The sequence below is a fragment of the Exiguobacterium sp. PvP048 genome, from assembly GCF_040549175.1.
GTDB classification, from domain to species: Bacteria; Bacillota; Bacilli; order Exiguobacteriales; family Exiguobacteriaceae; genus Exiguobacterium_A; species Exiguobacterium_A artemiae.
In genome coordinates this window covers 33462-56322 of the sequence record NZ_JBEPSU010000002.1, presented here as the reverse complement: position 1 = coordinate 56322, position 22861 = coordinate 33462, and the positions used below count along the sequence as shown (strand labels likewise).

Sequence of the window (22861 nt, the reverse complement as noted above, 5' to 3'; positions counted from 1 at the left end):
TATGATGTATTCGTGATGTTTTATGAAAATCCTTTTAAATACTCTCTTTTTTTATGAAAGCTTACCTTTTGCTCTTTCATTATGAAAATCGAAGGCGTATAGTTTCCAAAAGATACAGAAAGACAATACGTTTTAAGGACTTAAAGGGGAATTAAATTTATGAAAACAGTTAAACAACAATCATTATTCCAAATTACATGGCCGCTATTCATTGAAATCGCGCTTCATATGAGCCTCGGGATCATCGCTACATTGATTCTCAGTTATTATTCTGACAGTGCAGCTGCCGCTGTCGGTGTTTCCAATCAGGTGCTGAACATTTTCATCATCCTGTTTAACATCACATCCGTTGGAGCAACCATCATCATTGGTCAATATTTAGGGGCGAAACGGGTTCAGGACGCCCGCCAGACCGCACGATCTGCTTTTTCCATCAATTTATATATCGGTTTAATCATTTCCGTTCTTGTTGCCTTGTTCGGAAAACAATTACTCGGATTCTTCTCTTTAGAAGGAGAAACACTCGTATATGGCGAAACGTTCTTAAAGATTGTTGGTCTCTTTTTATTCTTAGAAGCCATCTCTCTTACACTCGGTGCCATCTTACGCAGTCACGGTTTTACAAAAAATGCTATGTACGTCACGTTACTGATGAACTTCGTCAGTGCCTTTGGTAATGTCATTGCCGTCCTCGGATTATTCGGTATTCCTGTCCTTGGAGTCGCCGGAGTCGCTTGGTCCATCGTCATTGCCCGGTCTGTCGCCGTCACTTTACTCTTTTTCGTTGTTTACCGGAAACTTTCTTTACGATTTAAGTTAAAAGATTTGGTACAAATCAATCGACGCGATATTAAAAGTATCATGAACATCGGAATCCCTTCTGCCGGAGAAGGTGTATCGTATCAGTTTTCTCAACTGATCATTACCGGTTTCATCGCAACCATCGGAGAGTCTGCTCTCTCTGCACGCGTTTATGTCTCAAACATCACAATGCTTTGTTTCTTATTCACATTAGCCATCGCACAAGGGACACAATTATTAGTCGCCCGCCAAGTCGGGGCTCAGCAATTCGAAGCAGCACATGCACGTGCTGTAAAAACGCTGAAAATCGCTGTTTTTGCCAGTTTTGCCTCTGCTGTTGCACTGGCATCTGTCGGAACATCCATTCTGTCTATGTTCACATCAAGTCCGGAAATCATCGCCATCGGTATTCCGTTGTTATGGGCGAGTGTCATTCTTGAACCGGGCCGTGCCATGAATATCGTTCTGATGGGAACACTAAAATCAGCCGGGGACGTCCGTTTCCCTGTCGCAATCGGTATTCTCTCGATGTGGGGAATCGCTGTTGTGCTCAGTTATACACTCGGCTTGCAATATGGACTCGGTTTACTCGGTATCTGGATTGCCTTCTCTGCCGACGAGTGGTTCCGCGGTATCTTTGCCTTAAAACGTTGGAACAGTCGGAAGTGGGCTCAATATGCTGTCGTCAAAGGAGAACAACATGACCACAACGAACGTCGCGAGACTTCTAAAGCAGTCTGACATCCCGTTCGACTTGCTTTCCTATCCTGTTGATGAACAGGATTTATCCGCTCAAAATGTCGCTAGAAAGATTAATTACCCGCTTTCGTCTATTTTTAAAACATTAGTTTTAGAAACAGACGCCCATCAATATGTGTTTGCTGTCATTTCCGGCGAAGAGGAAGTCAGTTTAAAAGCAGTTGCCCGGACGGTGTCTGCCAAGAAAACACATTTGGTGCCAATGAAAGATTTAAAGCAGCTGACGGGGTACATCCGAGGAGGTGTCGCCCCGATTGGTGCGAAAAAACCTTTCCCGGTCCTTTTATCGGATTCGGCTCTGAATCAAGAATTCATCATCATTTCGGCTGGCAAACGCGGTCTGCAGGTCAAACTCGCACCTGATGATTTTCTCCGCTTTACGAACGGAATTGTCTTCATGAACCGCTGATATCTATCAGTTGTTTATGATATGATGGATAGTATCGAAGAAGTGGCAGGAGGAATCATTTTGTGGAAAGAACGTGTGCGTAACTCTATTCCGAACCTCTTTACGTTCGGAAATTTATACTGTGGTTTTCTTGCCATCGTCATGGCGGCGCGGGGAGATTTTCAAAATGCGACCTTACTGATCGTCATCGCGATGATGCTCGACAGTCTGGATGGTCGGATCGCCCGTATGCTTGGTGTCGCTGGTGATTTCGGAAAAGAACTGGACTCACTCGCTGATGTCGTGACCTTCGGTGTCGCTCCAGCCATGATGGCCTATTACACTTATTTTTATGATTTTGGAGAAATTGGTTTGCTGATTGCGGCGTTGTTCCCTCTGTTTGGTGCATTCCGCCTGGCCCGTTTCAATCTGTCGGCCACTAATGTAGCTTCCGCCTATTTTTCCGGCGTGCCGATTACAGCGGCCGGAGGTATCTTAGCCGTCGTCACCCTCTTCAGCGGGCGTATGAATGATTTAATGGTGCCGCTCGTCTTTACGGCTCTTGCTTTCTTAATGGTAAGCCGAGTCAAAATTCCGAGCTTCAAGGATATTCCGGTACCGCGACATACATTTGTCATCACCTTTACATTGCTGTACGTAACCTATGTCATGATTGCCCGCAGCAACGAGTGGTCGACTTTCTGGTTCGTCGCCGTTCCGCTCTACATCGCCTTTTTATTATTTTCCTTCATCAAAAAGAAAAAACAGAAAAATCATCAAGTCGATTAAGCAGACCGGTTCATCCGGTCTGTTTTTTTTAATATCGTGAATTCCACCTCCATTCTGGCTCGACGCCCTTTGCTATGGGTATACTAATATCAGAATAGAAAGAGATGGAGGACGTACTCATGATGGATCGGTTTCAAAAGAAACTCTGGTTATTCTTTACCGTCTGGTTTTTTATCGGACTGATTTTAGTCGGTTTTTCCTTACTTCCGCCTTGGCTGGAATGGGCAAACGCTGTTTTTTTATTTGCATCGGGTTTATATGCTGCGCTTTATCTGTGGGATGTCGTACCGAAAGGACGTTTTATCATTCCTGTCATTTTCTTCGGGTCCATCATCATCGAATCAATCGGCGTCCATACCGGCTGGCCGTTCGGTACATATGCCTATGAGGCTGATTTTGGCGTCCAGCTGTTTGGTGTACCAATCACGATTGGTGCTGCCTGGTTGTCTGTCATGGGAGCCAGCCTTGCCTTCTCACGACGATTTCCGATTCGTTTCAATACCGTCATCTTAGTCCCGTTGTTTGCAGTTTGGCTGGATATGGCCATCGACCCGGTGGCTGCCAACGTCAAATCCTATTGGCTCTGGCAGGACGGCGGTTTCTATTATGACATTCCGACACAAAACTTTTTTGGTTGGTATGGAACTGCACTCTTTTTCTCGCTCCTGATCGCCCGGTTTGAACAACAGTCTACCATCACAGCTCTTGAACGGAACAACCAGTATCTTTTTCTGATGCTTCATGCGCTGTTCGGTCTGACAGCAGGTGTCGCAGGACTTTACGGTGTCACATTAATCAGTCTTCTCGCTGGTATTACCTATTGGCTCACACAAGGAGGTGTGCGTTTTGCAAAAAGCAAACAAAAGCAAATGGGCTGAACACACTTTTCATTTCTACGTAAAAGAACGCTTAATCCGAAAGCAGTTTCACCGTGTCCTGTACCGGGCAGATGATTTACCGACACCCGGCTTGATGCTCGCGACGCACGGCTCATGGTGGGATGGCATGATTTTATTTCATTTGGATCAAACAGTCCTGCGTCACGACCCTTACGTCATGATTGATCAGCATGGACTGGAACGGTTTCCTTTTTTCACCCGTCTTGGAGGATTCTCGATCGATCGGAGTTCATTTGGAGAAATCAAGCAAAGTCTGCAGTATGCAAAAGAGCGGTTGGCGGACGGAAGCAGTGTCTGGATGTTCCCTCAAGGGGAGGAACGGCATCAAGAAGAGCGTCCGCTCCAACTCAGCAGCGGGGCGACACATCTTGCCAAAACAGCCCGGTCGATTTCCCTGTTTTCGTTTTATTATTCATTTGGTCACGAACAACAGCCGGACGTCTATATCCGCACCCGGACCATTGAACTGCCTGCTGCGCGTGCTTCGGAACAGTTGCGTTATCTGACGGATGCGATGACCCGGCTGTACGACGATGTCCGGACGGATGCCGTTGAAGAACGCGTTGAATCGTACCGTGTATTGACTACAAGAAAGGAGCCGCTTCCTGTGAAGACGGAACAGTGGTTACGGGCGACCCGTTCATGATCATCGTACTGTTTGCCGTTGCAGCACTTGTTTGTCTCTACACGTTCATCAATCTGTCGTTTTTACCGAAACTAAGCGAACCTGTTCTTCCGCCGAGTCTTGCAATCTGTATTCCGCTTCGGAACGAAGAACGGAATGTCGAGAAACTGATTCATTCCCTCCGACAAGCGCTTCATCCGAATATGCACGTCTATTTATACGAAGACCGCTCGACTGACCGGACCCGCGAGCTATTAGTCCGGCTGGTCGGCAACGAAAATCAGTTCACAATCATTGACGGTCTTGACTTACCATCCGGATGGGCCGGGAAAGTCCACGCCTGTCATCAATTGGCACAGGCGACCCATGAAGAATACCTATTGTTCTTAGACGCTGACATCACACTGGCAGCAGACACGGTTCCCCGGCTCTACGCAACGCTTCAAAAAGAACAGGCGGTCTTCTTATCAGGCTTTCCGTCGTTCCCTGTTCCGACTTTTCTCGGAAAGTGTCTCATTCCGATGCAACATGTCTTGATCGCCCAACACCTTCCGATTGCTTTTCGGAAGGTCAAGCATCCCGCCTTTGCAGCAGCAAACGGGATGGTCGTCCTTGTTGAACGGCATGCTTATGAACAAGTCGGCGGACATCAGGCGATTCAAATGGCGCTCGTCGACGATTTGGAACTCTGCCGGACGTTCAAACAAAACGGCTTTACGACAACGCTCGTCGACGTGGCTCCTTATGTCAGCTGTGACATGTATGCGACCAACCGTGACGTTTGGCAAGGTTTCCTGAAAAACGTCTTTCGCGGTATGAATGATTCCTATATCGCCGGCAGCTATTTCCTGCTGTTTTACTTGATCCAAGCGGCCGCTTTACCGCTTGTCTTCTTCTTCCCGTCCATTTGGACGCTCGGAGCCTTTCTTTTGATGATGATTGCCCGTTACCGCATCGATCGGAAGGCCATGATTTCTCGTGCTTGGTTTTGGCATCCTGTTTCGTCCATTCTTTATGTCGTATTACTCGCGACAGCGATGATTCGAAGACTGAAGAAAAGGGAAATCAGTTGGAAGGGTCGGACATATTCTTAAGGAGGTTTCATTGTTATGAAACATATCGCAGTCATCGGAGCGGGACTCGGCGGTTTGAGTGCCGCCATCTCACTTGCTTCAAAAGGATTTAAAGTCACCGTCATTGAACGTAATGAACACATTGGTGGAAAGATGATGCCTATCACATCAGAGGGACACCGTTTTGATTTCGGTCCCAATACGATCACAATGCCTGAAATCTTTCAATCCGTCATTTTGGAATCGGGAGCAGATCCTGATGACTATTTTACTTTTGAAAAATTGACGCGTCATACGGTCAATCATTTTCCGGACGGTCGTTCATTGACATTTGCCAGCGGCCGTGAAGCGATGCGGACTGAAGTTGACCGTTTCACGAAGGGGCAACTTGCCAAAAATGATATTACGGGTTATCAAGATGAAGTTCGGGAACTGTACAATATCGCCAAACAACAATTTTTCATCAATATCGACTCTTATTTTAATTTTTCTTTATTGCGTGACATGACGAAGGTCCATCCCTTTAAGACACTTCATGGGCTACACAAAAAATATTTTAAAGATCCCCAGCTGATCCAAGCACTCGATCGGTATGCGACTTACATTGGAAGCAGTCCGTTTCAAGCACCGGCAACATTCGGTTTAATTGCCCATCTCGAACTGAATGATGGTGTTTATTTCACACGCGGCGGAAATACCGCCATTGCCGAAGGATTTGCCCGTCGCGCCCGTGAACTCGGTGTGACGTTTCGGTTAGGTGACGAAGTGACACAGATTGAAGTGACCAATCAGTTGGCAACGGAAATCGAACTCAATCATGTCGATTACCTGTCTGTTGATTTCATCGTGTTAAATGGTGACCTGCTCACCCAATATCCGCGGTTGATTTCAGAAACGGTCCGGCCTGACTTCAAAAATCCGACTCCTGCGCAAATGGAGCCGTCGATTTCTGCTTATGTCCGGTGTATCGGACTTGGACGCCGTATTGATGGACTCGCGCATCACAATGTCTTTTTCTCTTCCGACTATGAAGCCGAATTCGAAGCGTTATTTAATCAACATCGCTATGCAGAAGAGCCGACCATCTACATCTCGAATTCCTCGGTCACGGCACCGGAAATGGGAGAAGCCGGTGACAACCTGTTTGTCCTTGTCAATGCTCCGGCTACCCACAAAGGATCTGCCGTTGATTTTGACACGTACGATAAAATCATCGATCAACGCCTTCAAGAGTTCGGAATCGATATTACGTCCGACGTTTTATTCGAACAACGGATCACACCACAGGATATTGAACAGAAATTTTCAGCGTATCATGGTTCTCTGTATGGTCTTTCTTCGAATGGTACACGGGGAGCTTTCATGCGTCCAAGTAACCGTTCAAAGAATGTTCACAATTTGTTTTTTGCCGGCGGATCGACGCATCCCGGTGGCGGTAGTCCAATGGTGACGCTTTCAGGAAAACTGGCAAGCGAACGAATCGTGTCTGCAGTCGCTGCCACCCTGTGAACGTTATGTGAATTGCATATCAATTACTTGTACGGACAACTTAGATTTGATACGATTACTTCGAGTTCAAGAGGTAGTGATTGACCCCACATCCTCAATCAAGCGCATGGTGACTTCCCCGAGTCAAACGCGTTTAGGAACTTAACATATCTGTTTCGTCTGAATCATTTGTTCAAGACCCACTTGTTCAATCGATACACCACTGTAAACGGTTCGGCATGACTTACGACGTTCCCCCTTAGATCGTCTCATCCCGATTCGTTTACGGACAGCTCAATCATCATCAGATCCATCCCCGTGGATCACGACCTGTCTTGTTGGAACGATGTATCTGATTTTGTACAAACAGATTTCAGTTTAGACTCCCCGGTCTAAACTCCATAAAAAAAAGACCTTGGTCCCCGCCGAGGTCTTTTTTTTATGGAGTTTTTCGTCAAATCGTAGCGAGCAACTTCATCTTTTGCCACCGGCTGACATAAGCACGTTTCGTGAACACATCGTATTGATTGTCACGTGCCGCGTCGAGGATTCCCCGGTACAGTAAAGCCGCCACTTTCAGTGCACGACGACTTTCTTTCGGATAGCGGTCAAACGAAGGCGTTGCTGCATCGTATAAATGCTCGGCTCTTAATGCCAATGCTTCCCACAATCCGGCAAAGTCGCCGGAAGGAGTTCCCGCCAACAACGATTCCGTTGTCACACCATACTGGTCCATCCAATCTTTCGGTAAATAGATACGTCCCCGCTTTGCATCTTCTCCGACATCCCGAAGAATGTTGGTTAATTGCATCGCGATTCCGAGTTGAATGGCGGACTCCCGTAAATCATTTTGTTTCGGTGCAAGAATCGGCAACAGCATCAAGCCAACCGTACTCGCGACATAATAACTATATTTCTCCGTCTCTTCCAGCGAGTGGTACCGATTTTTTTCGATGTCCCACCGCATACCTTCTGCCAGTTCTAAAAATGGCGTCTCATCCATCTCATACCGTTTAAAGACATCTGCGAGTGCAATCCATAAGGGTTTATTGATCGAGTGACCCGACCGGAATAAACGAAACTCTTCCAGGAATTCCGCTAAGCTTTCTTTTGGTGTCGCTGATTCATCCACCGTATCATCGAGATGACGACAAAACGTATAGATGGCGTAGACTGCCATCCGATCTTGCTTCGGCAGTAAAGAGAAGGCTTTATAAAAGGTTTTTGATCCACCTTGAATCGTTTGTTCACATACTAGATATGCGTTCGTCACTGTATCCATTTTTCCACCTCATCTCTTGTTCCATTCGATTGACAAGTAATGTCGCTCCCATCATAACGATCGGAACGCCTCCACACGGATGGACAGATGCGCCTACTGCATACAACCGTTCAATATCAGCATAAGGTTTAGCTTGTGTTTTTAAAGCAGCCGATTGGCGAATCGTCGGTGCGATGCCAAAACTTCCGCCTTCATACAATCCAAAATCTTGAGCATCTTGAGGTGTACGTATTTTCATTTCGGTAACTTGACTTTGGAATCCAGGAAGATGTTGCTCAATTTTGTCTAAAATCTGATCAATAAATCCGTGCGCTTCATAGTTAGCCTGATCAAATCCACGTGGTGACGGAACCAACGCATAGACGACACTAGTACCGGATGCCGTCAATGCGTCATCAATCTTACTCGGATTAAATAAATAGACGGCAGGATTTTCCGGCAACTCATTTTTCTTGAAGATGGACGTCATCAACGGTTTTAAATCACTTGGCATTAAAAAACGATGGACAGGTAAATCAACTTTTCCGTCAATCTTAAAGTACAGCAGTAATGTTCCGCCGGACGGCACATACTTTTTCGGTTGCTTGCCTTCAACCAAATATTCCATCAATGGAAACTCTCCGTTCAGAACAACCGTATCATATACGTACTCCTGTCCTGCAGCGACAAGTCCCTTCGTCTGACCTTGCTGGATCAAGACGCGGTCGACCGGTTGATTGAACTTAAACGTAACGCCCCGCTCAACTAACGCTTCATACATCCGCTCGGCTAAAGAGAAGTATCCGCCTTTAACGTACCAGACACCCTCTTCCTGTTCCCGGTAAGGAATCAATCCATAGATGGAAGGCGTCGTGTAAGGGTTACCCCCGATGTAAAAGGTCGGAAAACTGTAAGCCATTCGCAGGTGTTTACTTTTAAAGAAACGTTTTAAGTGATCATGTGCCGTTTCCATCGCATGCATCTTCACTAAGGGCGCTAACATATCCGGGTGCAACAAATCCCGTTTACGTGAATATGTCCGCTCTAAAAATTTCGATACGCTGACGTCATAATCCTTTGCTTTTTGTTGCATAAATTCTTGGAACCCGCGACCTTCTCCGAATTGACGTTCAATCGCAATCGTTTGATCAACTACATCCGCCTGTTTTGTCACAATCGTTCCGTCGTCGAAATGAAGGTCGTATAAAGGATCAATCCGTTCCAACTCAACACCTTCAAGCCCCGCTTCTCTTAATTGTTCCTGCAGTTTTCCGGGCATCAAGACAATCGTCGGCCCCTGATCAATTCTTCCGCCTGTCTCGAAATCAACGGAGGCGAGTCGACCGCCTGCACGTGACTCTTTTTCAAAAATCGTGATTTCGACTTCCGGATATCGTTTCGTTAGTAATAAAGCGGCGTGGAGTGTTCCGACACCTGCTCCGACAAATCCAATTTTCATTTTCCGACACCCACTTCACTTGTCAATAAGTCCGCCGTGATCCGAGCTGATTCAAAGATGGTCGGAAGGCCGCTTCCAGGATGCGTTCCGCCTCCAACCAGATAGACATGCTCCAATTCTTCAAACCGGTTATGCGGTCTAAAATACATCATTTGTGTTAACTGATGTCCCAAATTAAAAGTTGCTCCCTGGTGTACTCCCATCGCTTCCCAATCATCCGGTGTGAACATCTCTTCCACTTCAATCGCTGCTTCGACACCTGTATAAGGCGAACGATGTTCCAAGGCATCGAGGACACGACGGCGTAATTTCGGTCCTTCAATCGCCCAGTCGAGTTCAGAGTAATTATTCGGAACCGGTACTAACACGTACAACGATGATTTCCCTTCAGGTGCCAATGTACTGTCGATGATTGATGGATTTTGGACATAAAATGAAAAATCATCGGATAATTCCAATGTCTGGGTCATCTCACGGACATTTTTTTCATAATCATCGGCAAAATAAATCGTATGGTGCGGAGCATCAAATGATTTATTGACACCTAAGTACAGCATAAAGGTCGAACAAGAAAACTTCTTCCGGTCAATTTTCGGACGCGACCATTTTTTCAGGACACCTTCGGGAACAAGATGATTCATCGCATGGGCAAAATCTGCTCCGACGACAACATCATCGTATAAAACATGTTCACCAGACTCGAGAATGACGCCGGTCGCAGTTGTTCCATCTAAAATCAATTGACTGATTCCTGTATTGAGATGGACCGTCCCCCCGAGCTCTTCCACTGCCCGTTTCATCGCTTCCGGAATTTGATTCATTCCGCCGATCGGATGATGGACACCATATGCATGTTCCATATAGGACAGGATAGAAAAACCGCCCGGACATTCCCATGCTGACATCCCTAAATACTTCGCTTGGAAAGTAAAAGCGTACTTTAATTCTTCACTCGTAAAATAATCGGACAGGACATCGTATAACGAACGCCCGAGAGATAGACGCGGGAGCGCCGTGATGACGCGTGGAGACAGATAGTCCGTTAATTTATCGTGTTTCGTCTGCAAAATCGGCATCAGTTTTGCCAGCTTCAAGGCTTGTTCTGCCATGAAACGATCATATCCTTCCCCGTTTCCTGGGAAATGTTGCTCAATCGTCTGTTTCATCCGATCACGATCCGTTGTCATCGTAAAATGATCTTTCCCGCCGTTGAAATACAGTGTGTACATGGGATCAAGTGCTTTTAAGTCCAAATAATCCTTCATATCCAAATCGATACTTGTAAATAAGTTTTCTAGGATATGCGGCATATTTAAAAAGGTAGGACCCCGGTCAAACTGGTAATCCCCGACCTGCACGCGAGAAGTTCGCCCCCCGACAATCGGTTGTTTTTCATATACGGTGACATCTATTCCTCTGCCTGCAAGCAACATCGCACAAGCGAGCCCTCCAGGTCCTGCTCCAATAACGGCTACACGCTGCTTCACACGAATCTCTCCCTTTTTCTCTACTCGTTTTAACTATTATACTAATCACATACTACTCCCCACAAATTTGAACTGCCCTAAAACTGTAAAAACGCCAAGCTTCCCTTAGGAAGTGGCGTTTGCAGTCACAATATACCAGGCTCCTTCTTTTAAAAATGGTGAAATCGACACATTTTTAAAACCTGCAGCATGAAGTTGTTCTGTTAGTTCTTCTTTACCCGGCAACGGATAAAGATTTTCATGTAACGTCATGAACGCATTGAATGCGGCAGAGAATGGCGCACCGTGTTCACTGCCACGTAATGGCGTGACTAAAATGACCGTCCCGTCATCCTTAACGAAACGCCGGACCCCCTCGAGAAGACGAAGACGTTCTTCCTTCGGGAAATAATACAAGATGTTATTCATCATGACGCCGTCATATGTTTCTTTGACATCAAAAGTTTTAATGTCACCGACAGTAAAGTCGATTTCACCGGTCGTATCCCGCCGTTTCGCTTCCGCGATGACCGATTCCTCAATATCAATTCCTGCCAGTCGCAGTTCAGGCAAAGCTTCGTGAATTTTACGTAAGTAACCGCCGTAAGCACAGCCGATGTCTAGCAATGATGTCACGTTTTGACTGCGGATGATATGACGGACGGCAGGAAACGCAACGGTCTCCACTAATGCGGATGTTTCTGCCACAATATCGCCGTGTTCTTCCCCATCGAACTTTTTCTGCTGGCCATGTTCCAAAAATTGTGGATAAGAGAACAACGCAGGCAGATGCAGTTCCATCAATTCGGATAACATAAAACCGATACTTCTTTCATCTGTTTTAGATAATTCCGGCAATACGTGACGGGTCGCTGTATATCGTAAGTCTTTCTTTTTCAGATGTCCTACCGCCAATCCGACTTCAAACCAACGGGATAAGGCTTCTGTCGTCAATGGTTGCTTGAGACGAACCTGAGCCTCAGCTTGCGTCGCCCCTGATCCTAATACATCAAAGAGACCGTATTTATACCCGATGTAACCATGCCATAAAGGTAAAACAGGTTCAGCTCGTTTCATCCACTTTCTTGCCCGGAAAACTTTCGTCCATTCTTTCAACTGTGCCACAAGCGTTCCCCTCTCGACTGCGTAATATATCCCTTTTCCCAAATAACAACAGTTTGTAAACAAAAAAAAACACACGTTCCTCTTTATGACGAGTAACGTGTGTGTAATCCGACCAAACGGATTGTCTGATTGATGATTGACCTGGGTCGGATTAAAAAAATTGCATACCGTACGGTAACGAATATCCAAGGAAAATCGTTACGAGGACGAGTACCGCAAATCCAAGCAGGAAACCGGAATAGGATTTCCCTTTTTTAAGACGAACAAGTGTCAGTTCTCCAAAAATCAGGACAAGCAGACCGGCTGTGATTTTCGCATGGTACAAGCCATCCGGATTAGCAGACTGTCCCATGATCGTGATGTAGAGATAAAGACCCGTCCCAAACGTCAAGAGCAATAAGAGACGGAATGCCATGTGAACGCCTTTCGCAGCACTTTTTCCGTTCTTATACATCGAGAACGCAACAAAAAATGTAACAAGCAGTAAAATCCATAATAAAACGTGTGTGTGTACAAATGCAGTAATCGGCATTTGATTTCCCCCTTTGTTCATTCTTCATTCATCGTATCTGATTTTTCACTTCAGACATAGTATTATTTTTCCGACACATCAAGTCCGTCAGGAACCACCATGTATTCCTGGACACTCTGCGGCAGCTTGACAGTAAACGTGCTTCCCTGCTTTTCGACCGACTCGACTGTAATCTCTCCATCATGTCCTTCGACGATTTCTTTACAGATAGCAAGACCAAGACCGGTTCCGCCAATTTTCCGGCTGTCCGAATTATCGACCCGGTAAAATTTATCGAATAGCTTCGCCAAGGCAGACTTCGGAATCCCGATTCCTTCATCCCGTACTGCAAACTGGACATGATGATGGTCCGCTTCCAACACGACTTCGATGTTACCCCCGAACGGAGAGTACTTGACGGCATTGTTCAACAGATTATTCATCAGTTGCTTCATTTTTTCCTCATCCGCTTCAATCAGAGGACAAGCATCGGTCAGGGAACGGAACGTGATCGTATGATTCGTTGTCGATGCCGCGTAGAATTGCGTCGTTTCTTCTAAAAGCGGTTGTAGATTCAGTAGTCCTTTTTGATAGGATTGAATTCTCGCTTCCATCCGTTGGACATCCAAAAAATCATTGACCAGATTCGATAAACGTTCCGTTTCCGAGTGAATGGTTTTTAAATACTTATCTTGTTTCGAAAGATCCATCTTCCGATTCAACATCAGTTCCGTAAAACCGTAGATCGAGGATAACGGTGTCCGCAGTTCATGCGAAACGGTCGAAACCAATTCCGATTTCAGACGGTCCATCTCGGTTTCCTTCGTCACATCACGCAAGACAAGCATCGTCCCTTTCCGGATCCCTTCCACTTCAATCGTTTCCACATAAAATTGAATGAATACGACTTGCTGATGGATCGAAAATTGCAGACTGTCCTTCGGAACTTCCCCTCGTAAAATACCTTCCATGTACCGGGCAAAGATTTCAGGTTCATCGACAACCGCACGAATCGTATTAAGGCATCCTTGCAGCGTTTCGTTTTTGGCCGCGCCATATTGAAGCTCCGGAAATAGATCGTACAGCGGACGATTGACGAACACTTCGTCTTTTCCCGGTTCAATATAGATGACCGCTTCGCGGATTGAATCCAAAATGCGTTCGGTTTTTGTTTTTTCACGGTTCATCTCATCAAATAATCGCATTCGCAACAAGGAAAGAGACAACTGGCGTGAAAACGACATGATATCGCGCATCTGTTCATTCGTAAACTGATCCCGGTAACGGACAAGATAAATGAATGCAATGGCTTCTTCCGATGCCGGATCAAAAATCGGAACTGCCGTCTCATACATATAGTACGGATACGGCAACGGATGATCGCTCGCGACTTGCTTCGAGGAATGAACGGCTTTTTTTAATGACTCCGCACGTTTCAACAAAGACAGATCACTTCCGAGCAATCGTTCTGACAGTTCTTCCGTCATCCCGTGCGTTACGATCGAATACGCAGATCCTTCATCGACAAACACAAGGGCTCCGATTTCGGAATCCGTAATGGCAATCAGCTTTTCAATAATTTCCGGATATGCTGTCAAGGCTTCCCGAGCTGCCAACGTTTCCGTCAAATCATTGCGATATTGCAGATGTTGTTCATTCCGCATCGTTAACTCAAGCGCTTCCTCAAGTTCCTGTTGTTGCGCCTGCAGTTCTTCCTGCTGTGCCTGCAATTCTTCCTGTTGCGCCTGCAGTTCTTCATTTTTAGCCAAGAGATGCTGTTTATTATCTGAGATGGAACTTGCCATTTGATTAAATGACAAAGCTAGAATTCCGATTTCATCTTTCCGTCCGGATACTTTGACATGTTTGATATCTTCGCCGCCGGCTAGACGCTGGCTGTTTTTAACGAGTGACAATAGTTCTGCCGTAATTTTCCGGATGAACGGATAGACGAAGAAAATCAAGACCCCGACTAATACGATGATGTTCGACAGCCAAATTAGTTGGGTCGTCTGAATTTCCTGTTCCAACTGACGGCTCGTTTTTTCCGACCAGTCTTCGAGGAAGTCGCGATACCCGCCAAGCGCCAACTCGCTTTTGTTGATTTCCGATAACACATCAATGTTTCCGGAAGCGTCTAATTTGATTTGTCCATTTGCCAGCAATTCTTTACCGAGCGGCAACGATGTTAATGTCTTCCCTTCCAAAAAGGATTCCGTGACTGTTCCGGATGACTTCGCTTCCACATACGATTGAATCAACGGCAAAATCGCTTCGAAGTAATAAGCATAGAGTTCACGTGAAGAACGCGAGTAATCTTTTCCTTGCTGATAAATCGCATTTTCTTCAAACCAACGTGTCTGCTCATCGATCGTTTTGCGTTGGTTGATCATCTTCTGGTAAATATCCTGATCACCAATCAGCGCATAACCCCGCATGTTGAACTGCAAATCCTGCCATTCTTCCCATAGTGCACCCGCACGGGCGCTGCGCTCTCTGATGTCTTCCAGTTTCAATCGGGTTTCCTGCAATTTTGTATCCGTATAAGTATAGACAACCAGCGAAGAAATCATAAGTGTCGTTAACACGATATAAAAGGAAGCCATTAACTGGCGTCCGATTTTTCGATTAATCCACTGGATGATCACTCAATATTCCTCCTACGACATCAATCAATTCGAGTGGACTGAATGGTTTCGAGAAGAAATAATTGGCTCCGATTTCTTCCGCCCGTTCCCGGTCAGATTGTTGACTTTTTGCTGTCAACATCATGATTTTTAAATTTTGTTTATCTGGATGACGTCGTACTTTTTCGATGACTTCGATTCCGGTCATTCCAGGCATCATATAATCCAGTAAGACAAGATCGTAATGCTGACTCATGATTTTCTGATACGCTTCATCACCATCTGTCGCTTCGTCAATCGTATACCCTTCGTCTTCTAACGTATCGAGCACCAGCATACGTAATACATCTTCATCTTCCGCTAATAAAATCCGTGCCATCTATAAAACCTCCTATGGTATCCGGTTATTCTTTTACATACCTTTTCATTTTACACAGTTCTTTCATATTTAGAAATGAAAATCGTCCGACGAATCGGTTCTGCTCACTGAATATGTGACAGAATCGATTCTTCAGACGAAAGATCATCAGTAAATTTCAATCACTTCATGAAGAGCAAACGCATAAATCAGTTTCCGGCTGATCCGGATGTGCAGGATGGCTTCCAGTGCCTCTTGATATAAATTTAACTGGGTCGCATAACGTGTCCGCAACACTTCAGCTTGATTTTGATTGTCGGTCGTTTCAAAGACCTGGTCCGATTTATAATCCAGCAGAATATATGTGTCTCCGTCTCGAATCAGGCAGTCGACAATCCCTTGCATGACGGCTTGGTCACTCGGACCGTGCCAATCGGACCGGAATCGGGCTGAATCGATCTTATAGGTGAAGGGGAGTTCCCGGTACACTTCCCCTGCCAGAAGACGTTGCTCAAATAACTGTCCGGTATCAGAGGCAAGGAACGTCGTTAGTTCAGGAATAGCTTCCCGCATTGTCTGTGCCTCGAGACTCGAAATACGTTCCGCCTGTTCCCAGTCGAGAATCTGTTCCTCAAACGAACGACCGGATTCGTAAAGCTGCATCGCTAAATGCAGAACCGTTCCACGTTCTGCCCCGGTCAATACGGGACCTAAAAATTGCGGAGTCCGGTAATAGGTCGACTGACGATGCGTCGATTCGAAGGCCGCCCGTTCTAATTGTTCTGTCCGCTTCAACTCCGTAACAGTTTGTTTCGCCGCAGTGTCCGTTGCGACCTGATACGGATACTGATACGCAAAAGCCGCTTCAATCTGGGCATTCAGCGTCTCGTCACCGGCATGATCAATTTTTTCAAGAACACGGACGTGTTCCAGTTGTTCGACCATCTTCGTCAGTTCTTGATACGGGGCAATCTCATCGAGCGCGATGACCCGAAATGACCAGCGCGGTTCCTCTTCGCTCAATAAGAAATTGCGCAGGACGGCTGGTACTACCCAGTCCGCATATGCCTTGGCATTCCGCCGATCCATTTCCGGCAACAACAGTTCATCGAGCGGCTGATCCTGCCATTTGATCAATTGATCTTCCAGACCTTTAATCGCTCCGACAAGAATCAGCTTTTCCTTCGCCCGTGTCATTGCGACGTAGAGAACACGCATCTCTTCCGCCTTCATTTCCCGGTCCATTTCCCGGCGGATGACTTCTTTGAGAAGCGTACCGGAACGCAGGCGTTTAACAGGATCAATGGCATCGAGGGCGATACCATACGTCTTATGCAGCTGGATCGCCTGAATTTGATCCTGTTTATTAAACTGCTTGCCTAATTGGCTGACAATCGTCACCGGGAATTCCAGTCCTTTCGATTGGTGGATCGTCATGATCCGGACGACATCTTCGTCCTCGCCTAACGAACGGGCTTCCGAAAAATCTTCCCCGCGTTCGACTAAACGATGAATCAGACGCAAGAAACGGTATAATCCCCGATAACCGGACGCTTCGTACTGATGGGCGCGTTCATACAAAGCATTTAAATTCGCCTGTCGGCTCCGTCCGCCGTTCAGACAACCGACGTATTCAAAATAGCCGGTTTGATCAAACAAGGAACGGATCAGGCTCGCAAGCGATTTTCCGCGTGCTTCCGTCCGCCAGTGGTGCAGTTGATTAAGCGCTTCGTCGACACGCAAACCGAGCGGTGTCTGTTCTTTCGCCACAAGTATAGCGGCTTCGTAAAACGACCCGTCTTTTGATTTAGCACGAATTCGACCTAGATCCCGATCCGTCAAACCGAAAATCGGTGACCGCAAGACACTCGCGAACGGGATGTCTTGCAACGGATTATCGATTGTCTTGAGCAGCGACATCATGATTTGAATCTCAGTTGCTTGGAAATAGCCGCCCGTTGTATCCGCATAAACCGGAAGTTCATATTGTTCAAAAACGTCAACGAGTGCCTGAACCCGTTTTCCCCTCGATCGGACGAGGACGACGATATCACGGTATTCGCACTTCCGGAATCGTTTTTGTTTCGCATCAAAGACGAGATACGGATTCTCATCGTTTACCATCTCGATGATCCGTGTCGCTATGACTTGCGCTTCGAGTTCCTCTTTGTTTGTATCGGTCTGATCGACTAACAGTAGTTCGGGATCAACTTGAGTCGAATCAACATACCCAAGATTCCCTAACCGCAAGTAAGCCGCTTCATCATAATCAATTTCTCCGACGGCTTCGTCCATGACTTGACGGAAAATATGATTGGTTCCATCCAAGACTTCCAAACGGCTCCGGAAATTTTTCGTCAAATCAATGCGTGTCCCGACTTCGGTTTGTTGGAATCGTTTAAACTTATTCAAAAATAATCCCGGTTCGGCATGACGGAATTTATAAATCGATTGTTTGACGTCGCCAACCATAAACAGATTGCCGGTGGCTTCATCTGATCTGGAGACAAGTCTCAGGATTCGTTCCTGTACTTCGTTTGTATCCTGATACTCATCGACTAACACTTCGATGAAACGTTCTTGAAGAAGACGGGCGACATCCGTCGGCTCGCCGTTTTCTTCCAGGATTGCTAATGCAAAATGTTCAAGATCGGAAAAATCTACGATTCCCCGCTGTTGCTTCGCTTCGAGATAAGCTGTCGAGAAACTGCGAACAAGCGTGACAATCATCTCGACATGTCCCAGTTGCGAACGTAAATCTTCCAGATAATCAACCCCGTCTTTCTCAACAAACAAGTCCCGCATTTTTTTGAGGTCACTGACAAGACGCGTGCGCTCTGTCTGAAATTTTTTCATCTCCTCGTCTCCACGGATTCCTTTCCAACGGCCGAACTCGACAGCTTGAAAAGCCAGGGCAACGGTAGTCCAACGATCCTGTTCCGGATTAATCCGTCGGACCGGGGTGACATCCTGTATTAACATATCTGCCATCTCGTCGTATCCGGACTGCCGCAGGCGATACGATAATTCCATATACCGATTAATGATCGGGCCGACCCGTTCCCATTCCAGTTCAAATAATCGTGTCAACAGACTGGATTCATCCGGGTCAATCGGTTGATCGTATTGAGCAATCAAATGGTCATAAAATGCTTCCGGATCCGGAAGTGATCGAGAAAAACGGTATAAATTCGAAATAAGTGTCAACATCGCCTGATCGTCCCGATCCGACGTATAGCTATCGATCAGTTCATAAAATGCCGGATCTGCCGAAGCATAGAAGCTCTCAAACACTTCCTCCAACACGTCATCCTGCAACAACAACAACTCTGCTTCCTCGGCAATCCGAAACGCCGGATCAAGACCAATCCGGTAATAGTTTTCACGTAAAATCGATAAACAAAAAGAATGAATGGTCGTAATTTGAGCACGATTCATCATTTGCCGTTGTTTCTTTAAATAAAGATCATCCGGGGACACTTTGATTTTCGCTTCGATGGCTTCGATGACACGCGTCTTCATCTCTTTTGCTGCCGCGTTCGTAAACGTAGCGACCAGAATTCGGTCCGCTGTCAATGGATCCTCCTGATTGATGACACGTTGCGTCAACCGTTCCACTAATACTGCTGTTTTTCCGGAACCGGCGGCGGCGGATACTAAAATATGCCCGCCTCTCGCATCGATTGCCCGTTGCTGTTCATCCGTCCACTGCACACTCATTCCGTCTCCTCCTTCAACCGTTCCAAGACTTCTTTTTCCGACAACGGATTTAATTGCCGGTAGTCGTTTCCGAGAGATTGATCAAACTGGCAGACGGAACGATACTCGCAGAATGTACAAGGCGTCCGCTCCTGGTAATCAAACGGATCAATCGCAATGTCTCCTGCATACATCGATTGACTGCTCGTCTTCAACTCATCCCAGGCATGATCCATTAATGCCGTCAATTCTTCCTCTTTGACGACACCTTTCGTATGTGACTTATGAAGACCGGTTTTGGTGAATGTTACTTTGACGAGCGGCGATTTTTTACGTTCATCGTACGCAATCTGATCCATCGCTCGTAATACTTCATCATTTTCAACGATAACCCCTTGCATTTGGTACGACTCGAGCAATAACCGGTTCCGTTCGATTTCGTCCGCCGACAAATCTCCGCGCATCATCGGATTTTTGACGTGGAAGTACAGCGCCCCGGCCGGTTTAGCCTGCTGATTAAATAAAACTTCCGACTGTTCGACGACCGTTTTTAGATATAGCAGCATTTGAATCGCCAGTCCATAATAGATTTCGGCAAAATCCAGCTCTTTGGCGCTCGATTTATAATCGACGACCCGGACGTATAATTGATCGCCGATCGTCGCCTGATCGACACGGTCAATCCGGCCTGTAAATTCAATTTCGGTGCCGTCCGGTAAGGTAAATCGAAGCGGCGGGAACATGGCGTTCCCAAAACTGATTTCAAACAAATCAGGTTCGAACTCGGAACGTTCCGCCTGTTTAACAAGCATTTTGGCTGTCTGCTCGACGACATCCGTTAATTTTTTCTTGATGTAACCAAAACGGTTCGAACTCATCAAAATCGCATTTTGAATTTCCGGCGTCACTTTCTCGACAGCTTCTTTCGCGAGATTGCTGCACGATTGGTCATCCAGTTCACGCCAACGTTTCCCCGAGGCTTTGATGTTCATCGATAAATCATTGAGGGCTCCGTGGAACAGGTTGCCGATGTCCGGTGCTTCGAATTTATATAATTTCCGTTCTTTTAACCGTAGTCCATACCGGGCAAAATGTTTATAGGAACAGGCATTGTAGGTCTCAAAGCGGGAGACGCTGGCTTTGATCGTGTCACCGTACAGATTGCGTGCCAGATCCTCTGGCAACGGTTCTGCCTGGTTTTGATAAAACAAGGCATTGGAGAACAGGGCCATCCGTTCGCGGCCCCGTCCGTTCTCAAGCAACCGATTATACACATCAAACCAGGACGGTTGAATCGGATAACGACGTTGCAGCCGTCTCAACTCGATTGCCGCTGCCGCTGCCGCCCGTTCCGGACTCGTCACGAACTGAAGCTGATCATCCGGCGCATGATCCCCTGCTTCTGCAAAGTATGTTTTTACCGGACGATCCTGCAGCAGTTGATGTTTGATCTGCTTAACGATTGATGCCGGCTGAAGCGCCTTTCCGTCCTCATCCACAAGTGCATAACTGATATGCAAAGATTCACTTGGTGCCGTCACCCCTTGATAGAGGTAATACAATTCGTCGTCAAATACATCCAACGATGCTTTGCCTACCGGAATACCCTGATCATGCAGAAAGTCATGATCTCCTTCTGACAATAGTTTAGACTGGTCTTCCACAAGTGGAATCAATCCGTCATTGGCACCGAGTAAAAAGACCACTTTGACCTGTTGTAAACGCCCCCGGACGTAATCCGTTGCAATCACTTGATCGAGCGAAGGGGGAACTAGTGAGAAGCGGAGACTTTCAAGCCCGGTCTCGACCATTTGGACAAACAGTTCCGTTGTCAACGTAGCTTCAGGTGCCGCAGCTTCCAGCTGTTCAAAGAGATGCAGTACCGCTTCATACACTTGATCATGTTCACGTGCCTGACTGAGTTCGTTGACTTCAAGCGCTTGTTGCTTCCACACCGTCAACCGGTCGGTCATATGATGTTCTTCCAGGAAACGGTACAAAGCGCGTGTATATTCACTCATGGTCTTAGAGGCCTTGAATCGCTTTTCAAGCGGTTCGATCGCCTCGACCAGAAATTGACGCCATTCGTTCAGCTCGAGTTCCTCTTGTAATTCAGCATCCGTCAAACTGATTTCATCGGCTAAACGGCGCTTCAGTTGCCATGGTTTTTTCCACATCGAACCCTTGATTCCGCGCTCCAGCACAAATGTTTCCAGGCGATCAAGTGCTAACCGCGGATCTTCTGCCGGAAGTGGAATCAGTTCTGTTTTCAGCAGACGAAAAACAGATTCTTCCCGGTAACCCGTCATCACGATTTCGAGGACGGCATGGACTAATTCGACGATCGGGTGATGCACCATCGATTCCCGTTGATCCAAAAAGTACGGAATATCATACAGTTGAAAAGCGCGTTCCAAGTGATCGGCGTATGGCTCCAGGTGACGGACAAGAAAAGCGATATCCTTGAAACGATATCCGTCATGACGCACGAGTTGAATGGCTTTTCTGACGGCGGCTTCCGTCTCGACTTGACGATTGACGGCAGCAGAAACCGTCACTCCCGTCACCTCTTCATCCGTTGGCGGGTAGCCGGGCGACAGAAGTGCTTGTTCGAGCATCCGCAAGCCTGTGCTCTGAAATTTAACGGTCTGTCCATAATAAATGTCTTCATGCGCAATCTGCCGCTCTTTCATCTGTTCAATCAACTGCATGTAACAGCGTTGTGAAACTCCAAACTCAGACTGTTTCGTATAAACGTCTTCGACATCGAGTGTAAAACTCAGGTGCATATCTTTCGTCAATTCCATCAATCGGAGCAAAACTTGCTGTTCCTGTAACGAAAATTCATAAAAACCGTCCACGAATACAGAAACGTCGCTTAAATCAGCTTTTGGTAACAGCTCGATCAAGGTCGTAAAATAATCGTCAGCATGAAGGGCCTTATCTGAGATTCGTTCAGTAAAACGTTCATAAATCAGGGCTAAATCATTTAATTTCGGTGAGCGTTCCGGTGACGCTCCACTGATTTGACGTAGCATATCCGGATTTACTAAAGAACGTTTAAACGAGGCAATCAATTCGTCTAATCCTTTGTAAAAGCCGGGCATATTTTTCGTCCGTTTAAAGATTTTCAACTCTTCTTCCGCCTCTTCAACAACTTGGCGTAATAGTAGTTGTGTCCCCGTTTCATCTAAAAACGGAATCACCTGGTTTCCGTAATCCCGGATCATGTGGAAGGCAAACCGGCGTAAACTCATGACTTCCATCCGGACAAGACCGGACAGCCGGGGATCCGTCGCAATACGCCGTTCCATCTCAAAGGACATCTGATCCGGTACGATGAAATAAATCGATGGACCAAGCGGTTGTTCGGTCAGTTGATCGATGACCCGTTCAATTAATTGTGTTGTCTTACCGGTACCGGCACGACCTAAATGCATGTAATTCATTCTGCCAGATCAGCCTACACCCATGGTTGTAAACTGATCTCCACCTCCTTTAATTAGTATTGAGGCGTTTTATTCTGTTTTTCT

General features: G+C 46.4%; 16 protein-coding genes. 7 read left to right on the top strand and 9 right to left on the bottom strand.

Annotated features, from left to right (window positions below; genetic code table 11):
- Window positions 1-159: 159 nt before the first annotated feature.
- The 7 genes from ABIC15_RS04815 to ABIC15_RS04785 all read left to right on the top strand — a co-directional run bounded on the left by ABIC15_RS04815 (window position 160) and on the right by ABIC15_RS04785 (window position 6843).
- A complete protein-coding gene (locus ABIC15_RS04815) occupies window positions 160-1542 on the top strand; it encodes an MATE family efflux transporter (RefSeq protein WP_012369651.1) in 1383 nt (460 codons plus the stop codon).
- A complete protein-coding gene (ybaK, locus tag ABIC15_RS04810; RefSeq protein WP_318929267.1) occupies window positions 1502-1969 on the top strand; it encodes a Cys-tRNA(Pro) deacylase in 468 nt (155 codons plus the stop codon). Before ABIC15_RS04815 ends, ybaK begins: the two co-directional genes overlap by 41 nt.
- Before the next feature lie 21 nt (window positions 1970-1990).
- Window positions 1991-2737, top strand: coding sequence for a CDP-diacylglycerol--serine O-phosphatidyltransferase (gene pssA / locus ABIC15_RS04805; protein ID WP_290829996.1), 747 nt, complete (start codon window positions 1991-1993; stop codon window positions 2735-2737).
- 119 nt (window positions 2738-2856) lie between these two features.
- Window positions 2857-3615 (top strand): carotenoid biosynthesis protein, encoded by a 759-nt coding sequence (locus ABIC15_RS04800; RefSeq protein ID WP_354019875.1) that lies wholly within the window; start codon window positions 2857-2859, stop codon window positions 3613-3615.
- On the top strand, window positions 3584-4282 hold the full coding sequence (locus ABIC15_RS04795; protein ID WP_354019874.1) for a lysophospholipid acyltransferase family protein: 699 nt from the start codon (window positions 3584-3586) through the stop codon (window positions 4280-4282). The genes ABIC15_RS04800 and ABIC15_RS04795 overlap by 32 nt, the downstream gene beginning before the upstream one ends.
- Window positions 4279-5355 carry a glycosyltransferase family 2 protein gene (locus ABIC15_RS04790; RefSeq protein WP_354019873.1) on the top strand — a complete coding sequence of 359 codons (1077 nt, stop codon included), beginning with the start codon at window positions 4279-4281 and terminating at the stop codon, window positions 5353-5355. The genes ABIC15_RS04795 and ABIC15_RS04790 overlap by 4 nt, the downstream gene beginning before the upstream one ends.
- Before the next feature lie 15 nt (window positions 5356-5370).
- Window positions 5371-6843 (top strand): phytoene desaturase family protein, encoded by a 1473-nt coding sequence (locus ABIC15_RS04785; RefSeq protein ID WP_354019872.1) that lies wholly within the window; start codon window positions 5371-5373, stop codon window positions 6841-6843.
- Between the two features lie 433 nt (window positions 6844-7276).
- Here the strand turns inward: ABIC15_RS04785 and ABIC15_RS04780 are convergent, their stop codons facing one another.
- The 9 genes from ABIC15_RS04780 to addB form a co-directional block, all read right to left on the bottom strand.
- Window positions 7277-8104 carry a phytoene/squalene synthase family protein gene (locus ABIC15_RS04780; protein ID WP_290829988.1) on the bottom strand — a complete coding sequence of 276 codons (828 nt, stop codon included), beginning with the start codon at window positions 8102-8104 and terminating at the stop codon, window positions 7277-7279.
- A complete protein-coding gene (locus tag ABIC15_RS04775; RefSeq protein WP_012369641.1) occupies window positions 8070-9542 on the bottom strand; it encodes a phytoene desaturase family protein in 1473 nt (490 codons plus the stop codon). The genes ABIC15_RS04780 and ABIC15_RS04775 overlap by 35 nt, the downstream gene beginning before the upstream one ends.
- A complete protein-coding gene (locus ABIC15_RS04770) occupies window positions 9539-11029 on the bottom strand; it encodes a phytoene desaturase family protein (RefSeq protein ID WP_012369640.1) in 1491 nt (496 codons plus the stop codon). The genes ABIC15_RS04775 and ABIC15_RS04770 overlap by 4 nt, the downstream gene beginning before the upstream one ends.
- Before the next feature lie 105 nt (window positions 11030-11134).
- Complete coding sequence (locus ABIC15_RS04765; protein WP_012369639.1) at window positions 11135-12133, bottom strand: class I SAM-dependent methyltransferase; 999 nt, start codon at window positions 12131-12133, stop codon at window positions 11135-11137.
- Between the two features lie 151 nt (window positions 12134-12284).
- Window positions 12285-12665: a DUF1516 family protein gene (locus ABIC15_RS04760; RefSeq protein WP_012369638.1), complete on the bottom strand. Its 381-nt coding sequence runs from the start codon at window positions 12663-12665 to the stop codon at window positions 12285-12287.
- A 62-nt stretch (window positions 12666-12727) separates the two neighbouring features.
- Complete coding sequence (locus tag ABIC15_RS04755) at window positions 12728-15292, bottom strand: ATP-binding protein (RefSeq protein WP_012369637.1); 2565 nt, start codon at window positions 15290-15292, stop codon at window positions 12728-12730.
- Entirely contained in the window at window positions 15273-15650 is a 378-nt protein-coding gene (locus ABIC15_RS04750) for a response regulator (protein WP_012369636.1), read from the bottom strand. Before ABIC15_RS04750 ends, ABIC15_RS04755 begins: the two co-directional genes overlap by 20 nt.
- Before the next feature lie 147 nt (window positions 15651-15797).
- Window positions 15798-19349: a helicase-exonuclease AddAB subunit AddA gene (addA, locus tag ABIC15_RS04745; RefSeq protein ID WP_354019871.1), complete on the bottom strand. Its 3552-nt coding sequence runs from the start codon at window positions 19347-19349 to the stop codon at window positions 15798-15800.
- Window positions 19346-22777: a helicase-exonuclease AddAB subunit AddB gene (gene addB, locus ABIC15_RS04740; protein ID WP_354019870.1), complete on the bottom strand. Its 3432-nt coding sequence runs from the start codon at window positions 22775-22777 to the stop codon at window positions 19346-19348. The genes addA and addB overlap by 4 nt, the downstream gene beginning before the upstream one ends.
- Window positions 22778-22861: the final 84 nt, after the last annotated feature.